The following is a 16,039-nucleotide window of genomic DNA, read 5'->3' as shown; positions in this document are numbered from 1 at the left end:
GGTGTTAAATAGTTATTAATTGTTATTAAATAAGTCGTTATGGAAAGTAATTAATTTTTTGTTTATTGGTAATGCGGACAGTAAGGTCGGTAATGGCGATGATAAGAGCTGAACGTATCATCTGTTGATAACGATTTTGGTACATGGATGATTTTAACGCATCAACAATACCTGCTTCTTTGGCATCGTCTTGTTGTAATGCCCAATTAGGTGGTAATACCATATCATGCAGTAAGCTAATAGGACCTAGAATTTCATCATCAAGATAAGTATATTTTTTATCATCCAGTTCAAGTTCATCTAAAATCGCCATAAGAAGTTCGATATCTTCATACTCTTCTCGCGTGATAATACCCAGAGCATAAAGGAGTTTTAAACATACAGACGTATCATTAAGCGGGCCATTTTTACCAATGAGTGACGGAATAACAAATTTAATTGCGTGACGCTCTTTACGAAAGACTTTGAGAATCAATTTATTCACACTATCATTAATCAACTTAATTGCCTCAGTCAGCAAGCTGTGAATATCAGCTTGCTGATTGAGTTTTTCTAAAATAGTATCTTCTTTTAATATCGATTCTGACATCGGTTGTTGTTACACAAATTGATGAGTTTGCATTGCAGTATAAATTTGTTCAATCTGCTTAACAATAGGATTGTTGATCTCAATACCCGATATTTGACAAAATGCTGGCTTAATACCTTTATCTTTTATCATTTTTTCCAATTCAACCGCTTGCTCATCCTCGTTATTACGGTAATTAAGTGCAGCAGCAATACCAATTAATAAATTAGTATTTTTAACTTGATACTCAAAAGTCCCAAGTAATGGTTTAATTAAACGATCACCTGCACCCAGTTTACGAAGTGGTTGACGACCAACACGAGCTGTATCATCATGTAAATAAGGGTTTTCAAAGCGAGATAAGATTTTTTCTATATAAGCCATGTGTTTTTGCTCGTCAAATTGATAACGTTTAATAAGCACTAATCCACTCTCTTCCATAGCGCCACGTACAATCAAACGAATACGTTCATCTAAAATCGCATCTCGAATAGTGCCAATATTATTATAAAAACCAAGATAAGCAGTAATTGCGTGACCGGTATTTAGTGTAAATAATTTGCGTTCAATAAACGCCATAAGATTATCAACTGGCTCCATGCCTTGAATTTGAGGAATAGGGCCAATAAACTGGGTTTGATCGACAATCCATTCTGAAAATGTTTCAACCGTGACTTCTAAAATATCACCTGTTTTTGATGTAGCAGGTGGCACAATACGATCTACTGCTGAATCGACAAAACCAATATGACTATTGACCCAATGATGAAGATCTTCTGGTAACGCTTTGAAAATCTCTTGTTTAAAGTGACTTGTACCCCGAACCATATTTTCACAGGCAATAATATTGAGTGGTTTAGTATTACCTTGTTGATGACGCGCGATAATGCCTTTGGCAACGCTTGCTGCTATACGAGCTAAAATTTGCGGTCCCACAGCGGTAGTCACTAAATCAACTTTTGCAATATAGTCACTCACTTGTGTTGATGTACTATTTATTGCATCAACATTTTTAACGATTTCTGTTGTCGATTGTTCGCCTACCACATTGACCGGATATTCATGACGTTTGGCAATTTCATCAATGACTTGTTGATTTACATCGGCAAAAGTAACATGTACGTTTGCATCAGATAATAGTTTACCAATAAAACCACGCCCAATGTTGCCGGCGCCAAAGTGTAATGCTTGCATAATAAAAAGCCCTTAATGTTATCTTTAAATTGAAATCTTTAACTGATTTTCCCGCTGATGAGCGGGAAATGCTTTTTTGCTTTTAGCTAAGTATTGCTAATACTTCTTCAATGCTGTTAGTACTTGCAAGTTGCGCAATAATGTTTGGATCATCGAGTGCATTAGTTAATTTCGCTATGACATCAAGATGCTCATTATTACGAGCAGCAATACCGATGACAATTTTAGCTTTATCCTCAGCTTCTTCACCAAATTGTACTCCAGCCGGATATTGGCAAAATACAATACCTGTTGTAATCACACTATCTTTAGCCTCAATTGTACCGTGTGGCACTGCTATTGATTCACCTAAATAGGTTGAAGTTAATGCTTCGCGTTCAAGCATTGATTCAATATAAGCTGGTTCAACATAACCATTATCAACTAATTTTTGTCCGGCAAAGCGAATTGCTTCTTCTTTACTGTTGGCGGTTAATCCTAAAAAGATATTTTTATCCGACAATTTAAAAAGTGGTTTAGTTTCAGATGATCCTTGATGTGAAATCGATGCAGTTTTTTCTGTGATACCTTGAGCCGCTAAAAGCTCTGCGACTAATTGAGTATATAACCCGCTGTCTAAGAAATTGGTTAATGAAATATGATGTGCGTTTGGTGCATATTGTTTTGCTCGTTCCGTTAGATCTTTATGGGTAATAACAATATCGACATCATCAGGTAGATTATTAATAGCTAAATTAACCACATCAATATCTAAATTAGCATCTTGTACTTTTTTACGTAGCACGCCTGCTCCCATCGCGCTAGATCCCATACCAGCATCACAAGCGACAATAATCTTTCTTACCTTAGCAAGATTTAACGTACCATTAACAATACCTTTTGCTTCACTTTTCATAGCTGAAACATCAGATTTTGCATCTTCAAAGCTCTTAGCACTGGCCTTGGTGGTTTTTAATAAAATAGCTGAAACAACAAATGATACTACTGTGGCAGCAATAACCGCTAAGGTAACACCCATATAAGAGCCTTTTGCCATGCTCATTACCGCAAAAATTGAACCCGGTGATGCAGGAGCAGTTAACCCAGCGTTAAATAGAGTTAAAGTAAATACACCTGACATACCGCCTAAAATTACGGCAATAATCAAACGTGGATTCATTAAGACATAAGGGAAGTAAATTTCATGAATCCCACCAAAGAAGTGGATGATAGCCGCACCACTTGCAGAACCTTTAGCATCACCTTTACCAAAGAACATATAAGCAAGCAATAACCCCAAACCCGGCCCCGGATTTGCTTCAATTAAAAAGAAAATAGATTTACCGGTTTCAACGGATTCATTGATACCAAGAGGAGTAAACACCCCGTGATTTATTGCATTGTTTAAAAATAGAATTTTAGCTGGTTCAACAATAATCGAAGTAAGTGGAAGTAGATTATTATTTACCATAAATTTAACGCCAACAGCTAATGCGTTAGAGGCAACTTCAACAAATGGACCAATAGCGGCATAGGATATCAGCGCGAGAATCATACCGATAATACCAGCCGAGAAGTTATTGACTAACATCTCAAAGCCGCTTTTGATCTTACCGTCAACCAGTTTATCAAATTGTTTGATGACCCATCCACCTAAAGGTCCGGCAATCATTGCACCAAGGAACATTGGAATTGAAGAACCAACCACAACACCAATAGTTGTTACTGCACCAACTACGCCACCCCGTTCACCATATATTAACTTACCGCCGGTATAACCTATTAATAAAGGTAATAAATAGGTGATCATCGGACTAATAAATGATGTTGAGATTTTTTCATTAGGGAACCAGCCCCCAGCTGTTGGATCTTTTGTATTATATAAAAATATAGCTGTAATAAATCCCCAAGCAATAAATGCGCCGATATTTGGCATCACCATATTACTCAGGAACCGCCCAAAGTTTTGGACTTTTAATTTTATATTTGATGTAGTCATAATATTAACCATTCCTTATTGATTGATATAATCATAATGGTGTTATTGTAGAAGCAACTGCTGAGAAGATTCATCAAAAATAGTTAATAAATGTGATGTACATCACACTACATAAAGTAGGGTATTTTTAAATTATGTGATTTAGATCACACTTATTCAGTATAAAAGAAAAGAACATCATAAAAATATACTAAAACATATACTTAACCTGAAACTTTTTAACAAATAGAAAATGATTATAATTTAAATTATTATTCTATATAACTTAATTCGTAGCTTATAAGATAATAATTTTTTATCAATGATGAGATACATTGGAGAATTTACACTTTAGGATTAGCTTTAATAATGGAAAAATAAAACAAACGTGGTGATTTTGGTTTACATTGTATTTTATATTATATATTTTGTACCGCTTTATTTAGGTATACGTTATATAAATTATAACGAAAAGCATTTCAGAAGAATAAAGAACTTAAGAAAAGTACTCTGGATAATAAGATTCTATTAATTTTTTATTTTTATTGCTTATTTTATTATTTGGCATTTTCGTAATGAAATTCTAAGCTATTCTAAAGATTATGATCTATTAATTTTTTCGACACCAATCATTATAGTATTTAATGCGGTGTTTGCGATGCTATGTCTATTAATTAAAAAAATAATTGGGAAAAATAAACATATCCATATTAATAAAAACGATACCCAAAATAACAAAAGTAAAAACAATTAATAGATCAATGATGATGTTAATTTATATTAGTTATCATCTTTTTTATTTTTTTTAGCAAGTTTATATTTCTCTACTAATTCATTAGTTTGTGCTTGCTCTTTTTTTGCAGAAAAATATCCTATAAAAGAAGAGGTAACAATTATTAAAGATCCTAAAAATCTTAAATTCAGTATAAAATAACATACTAATGATACAATCAATGCTAATATTATCAATAATGCTTTAATTGGTTTATGGTTAATTTTCATTAACTCTTTTTCTAAATCTTCATCAAGATGTTCATCTGTAACTTCGGTTTTCTTTTCATCCATTTTTGTTTCTCCATTTTTTAACTAATAATTTACATTCATTTTTTTGATAATGACCTTGTTAAAATTATCACATAATTATCAATAGTTTTATATTTTTTAAAGTTGTTTAGGATTTGTTATTCTTTCAGTTTAATCAATCAACAAAGGTAATAAATATAATTTTATGTGAGTACTAATGTGCTTACCTAGTTTTGAAAAGGCTTATCATATCTTGTTGCAATTTTTTTACTGGGGCTAACAGGCTTTACACTTTATCTCTTATTTTATCTCTCAGATCTTCACTGTCACTGATTTTACCAAATTATGTGGCTGATCTACGAAAGTTACTTTTAATTAACGCTACAAGGTAGGCTAATAACTCAGTTGAGACAGTATAATAAATTAGTGCAGTCAGTTTTTGAATATATGAAACAGATGTACTTATTGGCATTATAATGTTGGTTATAGTTGTAACCTCAGAGACAAAAATAGTGGTTCAGCTACCATTATAGTTTAGATGATACATTAGAGGAATTAATTAAATGGAACATGTGCTAAGTGAAGAAAAACTTTATGAAGCCCTATCGGATCTTTTTGTTGATAATGAAATTGATTATAAACAGATCGCTTCAGTCGCAAAATTATTTCCAATAAATCATGTTGAATTAGTTTTATTTAATTATGTTGCACCTGTTTGTTTTTATAATTTAACAACGCCAGTTCCGCCCGTTTGGCAGGGATTTGATTCAGATTATTTAATAAATGAGATTAATAAAATAAAAAAAAATGAAAATACCTATTTAGGTAAAATGAAAATACATATGTTATCTAAATATCTTCGATTCAAATTTAGTTATGAATGGAAAATGTTAAAAAAACTATTATAAATAAACCTACAATCTTCCGTAGGAGTGAGTGTTTTTTAATTCGAGACGGTCGGTTTTCCCTTATCCAATCGATTTAATGTGAGAACGTTGGTTCTGATTTGGATATCAAAACCAACATTGTTACATTTAATACAGCGAAATTTACTCCACTGTCACTGATTTTGCCAAATTACGTGGCTGATCAACATCGGTACCTTTAATTAAGGCGACATGATACGCCAGTAGCTGTGTTGGTACAGTGTAGTAAATTGGTGCGGTCAGTTCTTCTATATGAGGTAGGTTGATAATATGCATGGTGTCATCACTGACAAATCCCGCATCTTGCTGTGCAAATACATAAAGTTGTCCACCTCGCGCTCGCACTTCTTCGATATTCGATTTTAATTTTTCAAGCATTTCGTTCGTTGGTGCCATGACAATGACCGGCATATCGGCATCAATTAATGCTAAAGGCCCGTGTTTTAATTCTCCAGCAGCATAGGCTTCCGCGTGAATATAGGATATCTCTTTGAGTTTTAAAGAGGCTTCCATAGCAATAGGATATTCATCACCGCGACCTAAAAATAGGGCATGATGTTTATCGACAAATTGCCTTGCTAGTTGTTTGATTTGTGGTTCAGCCATTAATGCTTGTTCAATTCGGTTCGGTAAAATTTGTAGTGCCTGAACGATGTTTTGCTCAGTACTTGGAGCCATGTCATTTAATCGTCCTAATTTGGCAACTAATAGCAATAATACGGTTAATTGGGTGGTAAAGGCTTTTGTGGATGCCACGCCAATTTCAACGCCAGCTTTAGTTAATAACACAAGATCAGCTTCACGTACCAAAGTGGATGCCGCCACATTACATACAGCTAAAGTACTGAGGTAATGATTTTCTTTCGCTAATCGTAACGCTGCTAGTGTATCGGCTGTTTCACCTGATTGTGAAAGCGTAATAAACAAGCTATTTTTGCGGCGAGCTGGTTTACGGTAACGGAACTCAGAGGCAATTTCGACATCACAAGGAATGCCAGCTAAGGCTTCAAACCAATAACGAGCTACCATACCAGCATTATAGGCAGTACCACAGGCAACAATTTGTACATGTTCAACTTGTTTAAGAATATTTTCGGCTTGCTCTCCCAGTTCAGATAAATCAACTTTACCATGCGCCATGCGCCCTTCAAGTGTGTTTTTTATGGCATTGGGTTGTTCATAAATCTCTTTTTGCATGTAATGATTGAAACCCGCTTTACTACCCGCATCATATCTCGCGTCTGACTCCACTTTGGGACGAGTAACTTCTTTGAAGTTTTTGTCCAGAATCGAAACAGTGCGGTGAGTGATAAGTGCGATATCTCCTTCTTCTAAAAAGATAAATTGACGTGTGACAGGTAATAATGCAAGTTGATCAGAAGCAATAAAATTTTCACCCATTCCACAACCGATAACTAATGGGCTACCAGAGCGGGCAGCAACAAGAATATCGGGATTGCGGGTATCCATTATTACTGTACCATAAGCTCCACGTAGTTGTGGTATCGCTTTTTGTACAGCTTCAAATAATGAGCAATCATCTGTTGAGATGATATCGTGAATTAAATGAGCAATAACTTCAGTATCGGTTTCTGAACGGAATTGGTAACCTTTAGCAATAAGTTTTTCGCGTAAAGGTTCAAAATTTTCAATGATGCCGTTATGAACCACTGCAATGAAATCTGATATGTGTGGGTGAGCATTATGTTCGGCTGGTTCGCCATGTGTAGCCCAACGGGTATGGGCAATGCCGATAGTACCTTTAAGAGGATGAGCCTCAACTGCATCTTTTAGTGCTTGCACTTTGCCAACACGCCGGATTCGTTGTAGTTCTCCTTTAGGTGAAATAACCGCAATTCCAGCAGAATCATAACCTCGATATTCTAATCGTTTTAACCCTTCTAATAGAATTTCTGCGACATCACGTTTAGCTATCGCGCCTACAATTCCACACATAATTTATTCCTCATGATTTGATTTTTGTTGGTCGTTTCCAACCAGCCAATTGTTTTTGTTTAACTCTACTTATAACTAATTCATTGTCATTAACATCATTGGTTACGGTGGTACCGGCAGCAATAGTTGCACCTTTACCAATGGTTACCGGTGCGATCAGTTGTGTATCAGAGCCGACAAATACCTCATCTTCTATGATAGTTTTAAATTTATTAGCGCCGTCATAATTGCAAGTAATAGTACCTGCACCAATATTGACGTTACTGCCGATTTCACTATCACCAAGATAACTCAAATGTCCAGCCTTACTCGCTTTGCCTAAATGTGTTTTTTTTAGTTCGACAAAGTTACCAACATGGACTTGTTCATCAAGCTTATTACCTGGTCTTAATCTAGCAAACGGTCCAATAGTGCAATTATTAGCTAGCGTTGAATCTTCAATAATACTATAAGGACTAATTTGAGAATTATCGTCAATAGTACAATTTTTTAAGATACATCCAGCACCAATGAACACGTTATCCCCGAGTTTGACATCGCCTTCAATAATCACATTGCAATCAATAGTGACATCTTTACCATGAATGAGCGTACCTCGTAAATCGAAGCGAGCAGGATCAAGTAAGGTGACACCAGCTTGTAGAAGATGCTGTGCTTGTTGTTGTTGGTATTGACGTTCTAATGAGGCTAATTGTAAACGGTTATTGATACCTTCAACTTCAAATTGTTGCGCTGGGTGTGAGGTTAAAATGTCATAACCGTCTTGATGAGCAAAAGCGATGATATCGGTTAAATAGTACTCTTTTTGGGCATTGTTATTGGTTAAACGAGATAACCAATTTTTTAATAGTTTGCCGTTAACAATCATAATACCGGTATTAATTTCGTTAATTTTTTGCTGTTCAGCATTAGCATCTTTTTGTTCAACAATGGCAACGACTTTACCATTTTTACGCTCAATTCGACCATATCCTGTTGGATCGTCAAGTAAGACTGTTAGTAATGCAATACCTTGTTTGGGTTTAATCGCAATCAGATTTTGTAAGGTAGCTACTGAAATTAACGGTGTATCAGCATATAATATTAAAATATCTTCATCATCTTGAAGATATGGGATAGCTTGCTGAACGGCATGTCCCGTGCCTAATTGTTCCGCCTGATAAACCAGTTGCACAGGTTGATCTTTTAGCGCATTTTCCAGTTGTTCTTTGCCATGCCCATAAACAATATTAATTTGATTGATATTGAGTTGTTCAACCGTATCGATAACATGTTGTAACATCGGTTTAGCACCGATTTTATGTAAAACTTTAGGGATGTTAGAATACATCCGTGTGCCTTTTCCTGCCGCCAAAATAATTGCACTCAGTTTTGGGGATGAAATTGCCATAATTAGTTCCGTTATAGTTTGTTAAGTTTACTACTATAATAAAAGTTTATGGTTAAATCACCCCGAATTTATTAATTTTTATAGTAAAAAAAGTAATCTTGGTTCAAACTGAGTATTATAATTAATAAGGAATCAATATCATGAGCATTGATATGAAAGTTTTATTACTCTATACCACACATGAAAAGCAAACGCTTAAAATTATGCAACGAATAAAAACACGTTTAGATGAAAAATTTGATTGTGATTTGATTGAGCTGTTGCCTGATACTCAAGTTGATCTTGCAAAATATCAAGCAGCTCTGCTTGGTTGTTCAATTCGTTACGGATTTTATAGTAAGGTAATGAAAAAATTTATTGATAATAATTATCAAAAATTAAATAGCATGCCATCGGCCTTTTTTGGTGTGAATGTGGTGGCGAGGAAACCAAATAAAAATACACCTGAAACCAATTTATATACTAAAAAATTTCTGGCTAAAATAGCTTGGAAACCGACAATTACTGCGGTATTTGCAGGCGCACTCTATTACCCTCAATATAATTGGTTCGACCGTAATATGATCCGTTTTATTATGTGGCTAGGTAAAGGTGATACTGATGTGACTAAACCAGTCATTGAATATACTGATTGGTCTAAAGTCGATGAGTTTGCAACTAAGCTTTATACTGAAACATATAGTTGACCTGAAACTTCTTTACAAAATAGTAATTATTTTTTGCCTTTATCTGCTCGTAAAGTTCTTTTAAAGAAACTTTGTGATATAGATCAACATTTCAAATAAAAAGGTGTACAATATCGCGCCTAAAGAATCTGTCTCCTAATTGGGATTTTAATTGTGATTGAAAATTTAAGAAATATAGCCATTATTGCTCATGTTGACCATGGTAAAACAACATTGGTTGATAAGTTATTAAAACAGTCAGGTACGCTAGATAATCTGCGTGGTGATGATAATGAAAGAATAATGGACTCTAACGCGCTTGAAAAAGAACGCGGTATTACTATTTTAGCTAAAAATACAGCAATTAACTGGAATGGCTATCGAATTAATATTGTAGATACTCCGGGTCATGCCGATTTTGGTGGTGAAGTAGAGCGTGTCATGTCAATGGTTGATTCAGTATTACTATTAGTTGATGCAATGGATGGACCAATGCCACAAACGCGTTTTGTTACCCAAAAAGCCTTTGCTTATGGTTTAAAACCTATTGTAGTAATTAATAAAGTTGACCGTCCAGGCGCACGTCCAGATTGGGTTGTCGATCAGGTATTTGATCTCTTTGTGAATTTAGGTGCAACAGATGAACAATTAGATTTCCCTATTGTTTATGCATCGGCTTTAATGGGGATCGCCGGTCTAGATCATGAACATATGGCTTCAGATATGACACCACTATTTGAAGCGATTGTAAAATATGTTGAGCCGCCTAAAGTTGATTTAGAAGGCCCATTCCAAATGCAAATTTCGCAGTTAGATTATAATAATTATGTTGGTGTAATTGGTATTGGTCGAATTAAACGCGGTCGAGTTAAACCAAATCAACAAGTAACAATTATTGATAGCGAAGGTAATAAACGAGCAGGTAAAGTTGGTCAAGTATTAGGTCATTTAGGCTTGCAACGTTATGAAGCGGAAGTTGCCGAAGCAGGTGATATTATTGCTTTGACAGGTCTTGGCGAACTGGGTATCTCTGATACGATTTGTGATAATAGTGCTGTAGAAGCTTTACCAGCATTAAGTGTTGATGAGCCAACTGTTACTATGTTCTTTAATGTTAATAGTTCTCCTTTTGCCGGTAAAGAAGGTAAATATGTGACTTCTCGTCAAATTCTTGAACGTTTAAATAAAGAACTGGTGCATAATGTTGCTCTTCGTGTAGAGGAAACACCTGATCCCGATGCGTTCAAAGTGTCAGGTCGAGGCGAGCTACATTTATCTGTGTTAATTGAAAATATGCGCCGTGAAGGTTATGAGTTAGGCGTTTCTCGTCCAAAAGTTATCTACAAAGAAATCGACGGTAAAAAACAAGAGCCATTTGAACAAGTTACGCTTGATATTGAAGAACAACATCAAGGTTCAGTAATGGAGGCTCTTGGTTTACGTAAAGGCGATTTAACTAATATGTTACCTGATGGTAAAGGACGAGTACGTTTAGATTATGTTATTCCAAGCCGTGGTCTTATCGGTTTTAGAACTGAGTTTATGACAATGACCTCTGGTACAGGTTTACTTTATTCGACATTCAGTCATTATGATGATGTTCGTCCGGGCGAAATTGGTCAACGCAATAATGGTGTGATGATTTCTAACGGTACTGGTAAAGCGTTAGCTTATGCTCTTTATAGCTTGCAAGATCGTGGTAAATTATTCCTAGGTCACGGTGCTGAAGTTTACGAAGGTCAAATAATTGGTATTCATACTCGTTCGAATGATTTAACGGTTAACTGTTTAACCGGTAAAAAATTAACTAACATGCGAGCATCAGGTACCGATGAAGCAACAACACTTTCACCACCAATTAAGATGTCATTAGAACAAGCGTTAGAATTCATTGATGATGATGAATTAGTGGAAGTAACACCTTTATCTATTCGTTTGCGTAAACGGCATTTAACTGAAAATGATCGTAAACGTGCATTTAGAAGTAATAATAAAGACTAAGTGGCTTTATTGTATCAACAAGCAATTTGTTGTTGATCATATATTGACATAGAAAACCTCGCTAATTAGCGAGGTTTTTTTTCGCTTTAACTCTGGCAATCGCATCAGCAACCGATTGTTTATGGTCTTCTAAGGTATTCGCATGGCTGTTTGTCACATCAGGTGCGGATGATGCAACGGGGAGGTTTTTTTTCGCTTTAACTCTGGCAATTGCATCTGCAACCGATTGTTTGCGATCTTCTAAGGTATTAGTATGACTGGTTGTCACATCGGGTGCGGATGATGCAACAGCGAGGTTTTTTTTCGCTTTAACTCTGGCAATTGCATCTGCAACCGATTGTTTGCGGTCTTCTAAGGTATTCGCATGGCTGTTTGTCACATCAGGAGCGGATGATGCAACGGCGAGGTTTTTTTTCGCTTTAACTCTGGCAATTGCATCTGCAACCGATTGCTTGCGGTCTTTTAGCGTATTACTATGAGTGTGAGTCATTGACATCGTACCAGGAAACAAAATAGTTGGTGGTACCAGTTGATTATGACTTAACCTTTGTTGTTTCTTCTCTGTTAGTTGCAACTCTTCATTTTTACTGAGTGCTAAGCCCAAAGTACTTAAGGTAATACAGTCAGTCGGGCAAGTATTGATACAATTGCTACAGGAAGTACAAAATTGTGGCAAAATAGTATGTAATACTTGTTTACTTCCGACAATAGCATCGGTTGGACAAACACGGATGCATTTTCCACAACCAATACAATTTTCTTCGTCGATATACGCTTTATATTGTTGTTCGTTTTGCATAATAACTTCTTGCATTAACTTAAACCTACAATATTACCATCTTTGTCAATATCAATATGTCGATAAGCTGGGTTAGTTCCTAATCCAGGCATAGTCATGACATTACCCGCATAAACGCGAATAAAACCTGCTCCTGCTGAAATAGCCAAATGACTAATATCAACATCAAAATTAGTTGGTACATTTTTTAAATTGGCATCAGCACTGATTGACATTGGTGTTTTGGCAATACAAAGCGGTAAGTGATCGAGTTTCAATGCTTCTATCTCTCTAATATTTTTCAATGCTTGTTCAGATAAATTGGCTTTATTTGCACCATATTTTTTTACCATAGTTTGGATTTTATCCAGTAAAGGCATATCATCAGTATAAGGTAATTTAATTTCGCTTGGTATCTCACAAGCTTTTATAACGTGCTGAGCCAATTTTTCTGTACCTTTACCCCCTTGGGTAAATGCTTCACTGACTTCACAAGCAAATGCACCATGATCAATGGCATATTTTTGTAAAAAAGCGAGTTCTTCTTCACTATCATGAGGGAAACGATTAATGGCGACAATAACTTGTAATCCATAACTTTTCGCATTGTTAATATGCCAGGCTAAATTCGTTGCACCCAGTTCCAATAGTTCTACATTAGGCTCTGAAACTTCTTTAGGAATGCCTTGACCGGGTTTGATGTTATATTTACCACTATTAGATTTTAAACTACGTACCGTTGCAACTAATACAATACACGAAGCTTTAATGCCAGCTTGACGATATTTAATATTAAAGAATTTTTCCATGCCCATGTCCGAACCAAAACCAGCTTCGGTGATCACATAATCAGCAAGCTGTAGGGCAATGCGATCAGCAATGACCGATGAGTTACCATGAGCAATATTAGCAAATGGCCCAGCATGAATTAATACCGGTGTATTTTCAACTGTTTGCATTAAGTTTGGGTTAATCGCATTTTTCAAAAGTACTGTCATAGCACCCGCTACTTCTAATTGTTCGGCAGTAATCGGATTACCTTGCGTATCATAAGCTAAGATTATTTTGCCAATACGCGCTCGCATATCATGTAGATCAGAAGCTAAAGCTAAAATCGCCATTAATTCTGAAGCTGCGGTAATTTCAAAGCCGTCACGACGTTCAATACCATTGACACCACCACCCATACCAACAGTAATATGGCGTAAAGCACGATCGTTATGATCAATAACGCGTTTCCAGACAATGCGGTTTAGGTCGAAATTCAAACGAGGTAGTCCTGTTTGCGCAGTGAAATCATCACCAAGACGATCTTCATGATAAAGCCTTGCATCGAGTGCCGCCGAAGCTAAGTCATGTGCTGCGGTAATAGCATGAATATCACCAGTTAAGTGTAAATTTAATGTCTCCATAGGTAACACTTCAGCTTGCCCACCACCGGCAGCTCCGCCTTTTACACCAAAAACAGGACCTAAACTTGGTTGTCGGATACAGGCAATGGCTTTTTTACCAATGTAATTTAATCCTTCACTTAGTCCAATGGTATTGACTGTTTTGCCTTCTCCAAGTGGGGTAGGGGTAATTGCGGTAACAAGTACTAGTTTCCCTTGAGGTTTGTTGGTACGTTCATTGATGATTGATAAATCAATTTTGGCGACATGTTTGCCATAAGGTAAAACAAATTTATCTGGGATATTACACTGTGATGCAATTTCAGTAATTGGACGTAAAGACATTTTCATTCTCTTAGATTAATAGTATAGATTGTCAGTATAATTAATTTAAATTGTCGAAGAAAGTGACAATTTTATCTTTATTAATTATAGGCACAATTAATGATTATCTTGTTATAATAGCGTGTACATTCAAGCAGAAGGATAATTAATAAATGAATTGGTTTTCACAATATTCTCTTTTTTTGGCAGAAACTGTGACGGTCGTGTTAGCTATTTTAGCTGTACTTATTTTTATATTAAGTCAACGGCGAAAATCGGCCACGGTTGCTGGACGTTTGTCAGTTAAGGATATTAGTAAAGAATATGAACAAATTAAAGATGACATGCTAATGTCTAGTATGGATGAACTTGAAGCGAAGCAGTTTACTAAAGATCTTAAAAAGCAAAAAAAGCTCGAGAAAAAACAAGCAAAATCAGTCGTTAAACAAAAAAAGAAACACGTCAAAAATAATGAATCGTCTGAAAATCAGACCGTTTCACAAACGCCGACAACACTGACTAGTGGCGAAACGGATGATAAAGTAAAACCTAAACTGTTTGTTTTGTCTTTCAATGGTAGTATGGATGCCCATGAAGTTGAGGAGTTGCGTCAAGAAATAACCGCTGTGCTTGCTATTATTAAGCCAGAAGACGAAGTAGTGGTTAAGCTAGAAAGTCCCGGTGGCGTAGTTCATGGTTATGGATTGGCTGCTTCACAACTATTACGTTTTAGAACACGCGATATTTCCTTTACAGCAGTGGTGGATAAAGTGGCTGCTAGTGGCGGCTATATGATGGCCTGTACAGCTAATAAAATAGTGGCTGCACCTTTTGCCATTGTGGGTTCAATCGGTGTGGTTGCACAAATTCCGAATTTTAATCGTTTGCTTAAAAAGCATGATGTTGATATCGAGTTACAAACTGCGGGTGAATATAAACGTACACTTACCATGTTTGGTGAAAATACAGATGAAGGTCGTCAAAAATTCAAACAAGAACTTGAAGAAACCCATCTATTGTTTAAAGATTTTGTTAAAGAATATCGACCTAATGTGGATATAGAACAAGTGGCGACAGGTGAACACTGGTTTGCCAGCCAAGCCAAAGATAAAGGTTTAGTTGATGAAATTAGTACCAGTGATGATTTTATTTTATCTCACTTAGCATCACATAAAATTGTTTCGGTAAAATACCAACGTAAACAGAAACTATCGGAAAAGATCTCTAAAAATGTGGTAAAAAGTCTTGAGCGATTATTTCTCAGACAAGGAAAAGGGCTATAAAGCCCTTTTTTTATGATGAAAATGTAGGTATATACAAATCTTAATTTTTAATCAATAATGTAGTAGTTTTTGTTGATTTGGTGTTTTTTTTAGTCGAAATAAATTAGCACTAACTAAAAAATAAGCCCAGTTAGGTGGGTAACTAATTATAAAATAAATCAATACATAAGAGTATCTTAATGAATTTTGAACATCAACAAATTAGCATCATTCGTTCAGATAAAATTGAAAATGCAGATATTTATTATGCCATTGCTGAACAATGTACACTAAAAATTGTCTTTCACGATCAACAATCTTACGAAGTGACGGATAATGATCTGTTTACCTGTTTTTGTACTTTAAGAACTGTTTTTCCTACTATCACTTTTCTTTGCAAAGGGGCTAAACAAAATGTTTACCCATCAAGAATGTCGCGAGATATGGCGGGTGGTCGCGTCGCTTATGAATATCAACAAGGTAAAAATGCTTCAACAGATGATCTTGTTTCTATTTTTGATTTTGAAGATAAAGATATTGTTTCACCTGAAAAACAACAAGAGAGTTTTTGGGCATGGATCAGATCTGAAAGAAATTAAATGAT

The 16,039-nt window shown here is 35.6% G+C and carries 13 protein-coding genes; 5 read left to right on the top strand and 8 right to left on the bottom strand.

Features of this window, described 5'->3' with window-relative positions; all coding sequences use genetic code 11:
* Positions 1 to 37: 37 nt before the first annotated feature.
* The 4 genes from A9G11_RS05970 to A9G11_RS05955 all read right to left on the bottom strand — a co-directional run bounded on the left by A9G11_RS05970 (position 38) and on the right by A9G11_RS05955 (position 4,784).
* Entirely contained in the window at positions 38 to 589 is a 552-nt protein-coding gene (locus A9G11_RS05970) for an MltR family transcriptional regulator (protein WP_065618586.1), read from the bottom strand.
* 9 nt (positions 590 to 598) lie between these two features.
* A complete protein-coding gene (locus A9G11_RS05965; protein WP_065618585.1) occupies positions 599 to 1,762 on the bottom strand; it encodes a mannitol-1-phosphate 5-dehydrogenase in 1,164 nt (387 codons plus the stop codon).
* A gap of 82 nt (positions 1,763 to 1,844) precedes the next feature.
* Complete coding sequence (locus A9G11_RS05960; protein ID WP_065618584.1) at positions 1,845 to 3,740, bottom strand: PTS mannitol transporter subunit IICBA; 1,896 nt, start codon at positions 3,738 to 3,740, stop codon at positions 1,845 to 1,847.
* Between the two features lie 759 nt (positions 3,741 to 4,499).
* Positions 4,500 to 4,784, bottom strand: coding sequence for a hypothetical protein (locus A9G11_RS05955; RefSeq protein ID WP_065618583.1), 285 nt, complete (start codon positions 4,782 to 4,784; stop codon positions 4,500 to 4,502).
* Positions 4,785 to 5,305: 521 nt separating this feature from the next.
* Here A9G11_RS05955 and A9G11_RS05950 point away from each other — a divergent pair.
* Positions 5,306 to 5,650, top strand: a complete 345-nt coding sequence (locus A9G11_RS05950) for a DUF7079 family protein (RefSeq protein ID WP_065618582.1) — start codon at positions 5,306 to 5,308, stop codon at positions 5,648 to 5,650.
* A 141-nt stretch (positions 5,651 to 5,791) separates the two neighbouring features.
* Here A9G11_RS05950 and glmS read toward each other — a convergent pair whose 3' ends face one another.
* Positions 5,792 to 7,624, bottom strand: a complete 1,833-nt coding sequence (gene glmS, locus A9G11_RS05945; RefSeq protein WP_065618581.1) for a glutamine--fructose-6-phosphate transaminase (isomerizing) — start codon at positions 7,622 to 7,624, stop codon at positions 5,792 to 5,794.
* Positions 7,625 to 7,634: 10 nt separating this feature from the next.
* Positions 7,635 to 9,014, bottom strand: a complete 1,380-nt coding sequence (gene glmU / locus A9G11_RS05940; protein ID WP_218056068.1) for a bifunctional UDP-N-acetylglucosamine diphosphorylase/glucosamine-1-phosphate N-acetyltransferase GlmU — start codon at positions 9,012 to 9,014, stop codon at positions 7,635 to 7,637.
* Between the two features lie 152 nt (positions 9,015 to 9,166).
* Here glmU and hemG point away from each other — a divergent pair, with 152 nt between their 5' ends.
* Positions 9,167 to 9,700 carry a menaquinone-dependent protoporphyrinogen IX dehydrogenase gene (gene hemG / locus A9G11_RS05935; protein WP_065618619.1) on the top strand — a complete coding sequence of 178 codons (534 nt, stop codon included), beginning with the start codon at positions 9,167 to 9,169 and terminating at the stop codon, positions 9,698 to 9,700.
* A gap of 153 nt (positions 9,701 to 9,853) precedes the next feature.
* Positions 9,854 to 11,680: a translational GTPase TypA gene (typA, locus tag A9G11_RS05930; protein ID WP_065618580.1), complete on the top strand. Its 1,827-nt coding sequence runs from the start codon at positions 9,854 to 9,856 to the stop codon at positions 11,678 to 11,680.
* 61 nt (positions 11,681 to 11,741) lie between these two features.
* Here the strand turns inward: typA and A9G11_RS05925 are convergent, their stop codons facing one another.
* Both A9G11_RS05925 and A9G11_RS05920 read right to left on the bottom strand, forming a co-directional pair.
* A complete protein-coding gene (locus tag A9G11_RS05925; RefSeq protein ID WP_065618579.1) occupies positions 11,742 to 12,494 on the bottom strand; it encodes an RnfABCDGE type electron transport complex subunit B in 753 nt (250 codons plus the stop codon).
* Positions 12,494 to 14,200 (bottom strand): formate--tetrahydrofolate ligase, encoded by a 1,707-nt coding sequence (locus tag A9G11_RS05920; protein ID WP_065618578.1) that lies wholly within the window; start codon positions 14,198 to 14,200, stop codon positions 12,494 to 12,496. Before A9G11_RS05920 ends, A9G11_RS05925 begins: the two co-directional genes overlap by 1 nt.
* A 146-nt stretch (positions 14,201 to 14,346) precedes the next feature.
* Between A9G11_RS05920 and sohB the strand changes: the two genes are divergently transcribed.
* Together sohB and A9G11_RS14585 are read left to right on the top strand one after the other, a co-directional pair.
* Positions 14,347 to 15,456, top strand: coding sequence for a protease SohB (gene sohB / locus A9G11_RS05915; protein ID WP_065618577.1), 1,110 nt, complete (start codon positions 14,347 to 14,349; stop codon positions 15,454 to 15,456).
* Between the two features lie 179 nt (positions 15,457 to 15,635).
* Complete coding sequence (locus A9G11_RS14585) at positions 15,636 to 16,034, top strand: hypothetical protein (RefSeq protein ID WP_218056065.1); 399 nt, start codon at positions 15,636 to 15,638, stop codon at positions 16,032 to 16,034.
* The last annotated feature ends 5 nt before the right edge of the window (positions 16,035 to 16,039 follow it).

This window comes from Gilliamella sp. wkB108 (genome assembly GCF_001690195.1).
Classification (GTDB): Bacteria; Pseudomonadota; Gammaproteobacteria; order Enterobacterales; family Orbaceae; genus Gilliamella; species Gilliamella apicola_L.
This window is presented reverse-complemented; position numbering and strand designations above follow the sequence as displayed.

Coding starts and splice junctions, on each gene's coding strand:
- A9G11_RS05970 (WP_065618586.1), bottom strand. CDS start 589: ATGTCAGAATCGATATTAAAAGAAGATACTATTTTAGAAAAACTCAAT.
- A9G11_RS05950 (WP_065618582.1), top strand. CDS start 5,306: ATGGAACATGTGCTAAGTGAAGAAAAACTTTATGAAGCCCTATCGGAT.
- A9G11_RS05955 (WP_065618583.1), bottom strand. CDS start 4,784: ATGGATGAAAAGAAAACCGAAGTTACAGATGAACATCTTGATGAAGAT.
- A9G11_RS14585 (WP_218056065.1), top strand. CDS start 15,636: ATGAATTTTGAACATCAACAAATTAGCATCATTCGTTCAGATAAAATT.
- A9G11_RS05925 (WP_065618579.1), bottom strand. CDS start 12,494: ATGCAAGAAGTTATTATGCAAAACGAACAACAATATAAAGCGTATATC.
- A9G11_RS05920 (WP_065618578.1), bottom strand. CDS start 14,200: ATGAAAATGTCTTTACGTCCAATTACTGAAATTGCATCACAGTGTAAT.
- A9G11_RS05960 (WP_065618584.1), bottom strand. CDS start 3,740: ATGACTACATCAAATATAAAATTAAAAGTCCAAAACTTTGGGCGGTTC.
- sohB (WP_065618577.1), top strand. CDS start 14,347: ATGAATTGGTTTTCACAATATTCTCTTTTTTTGGCAGAAACTGTGACG.
- A9G11_RS05965 (WP_065618585.1), bottom strand. CDS start 1,762: ATGCAAGCATTACACTTTGGCGCCGGCAACATTGGGCGTGGTTTTATT.
- glmU (WP_218056068.1), bottom strand. CDS start 9,014: ATGGCAATTTCATCCCCAAAACTGAGTGCAATTATTTTGGCGGCAGGA.
- hemG (WP_065618619.1), top strand. CDS start 9,167: ATGAAAGTTTTATTACTCTATACCACACATGAAAAGCAAACGCTTAAA.
- glmS (WP_065618581.1), bottom strand. CDS start 7,624: ATGTGTGGAATTGTAGGCGCGATAGCTAAACGTGATGTCGCAGAAATT.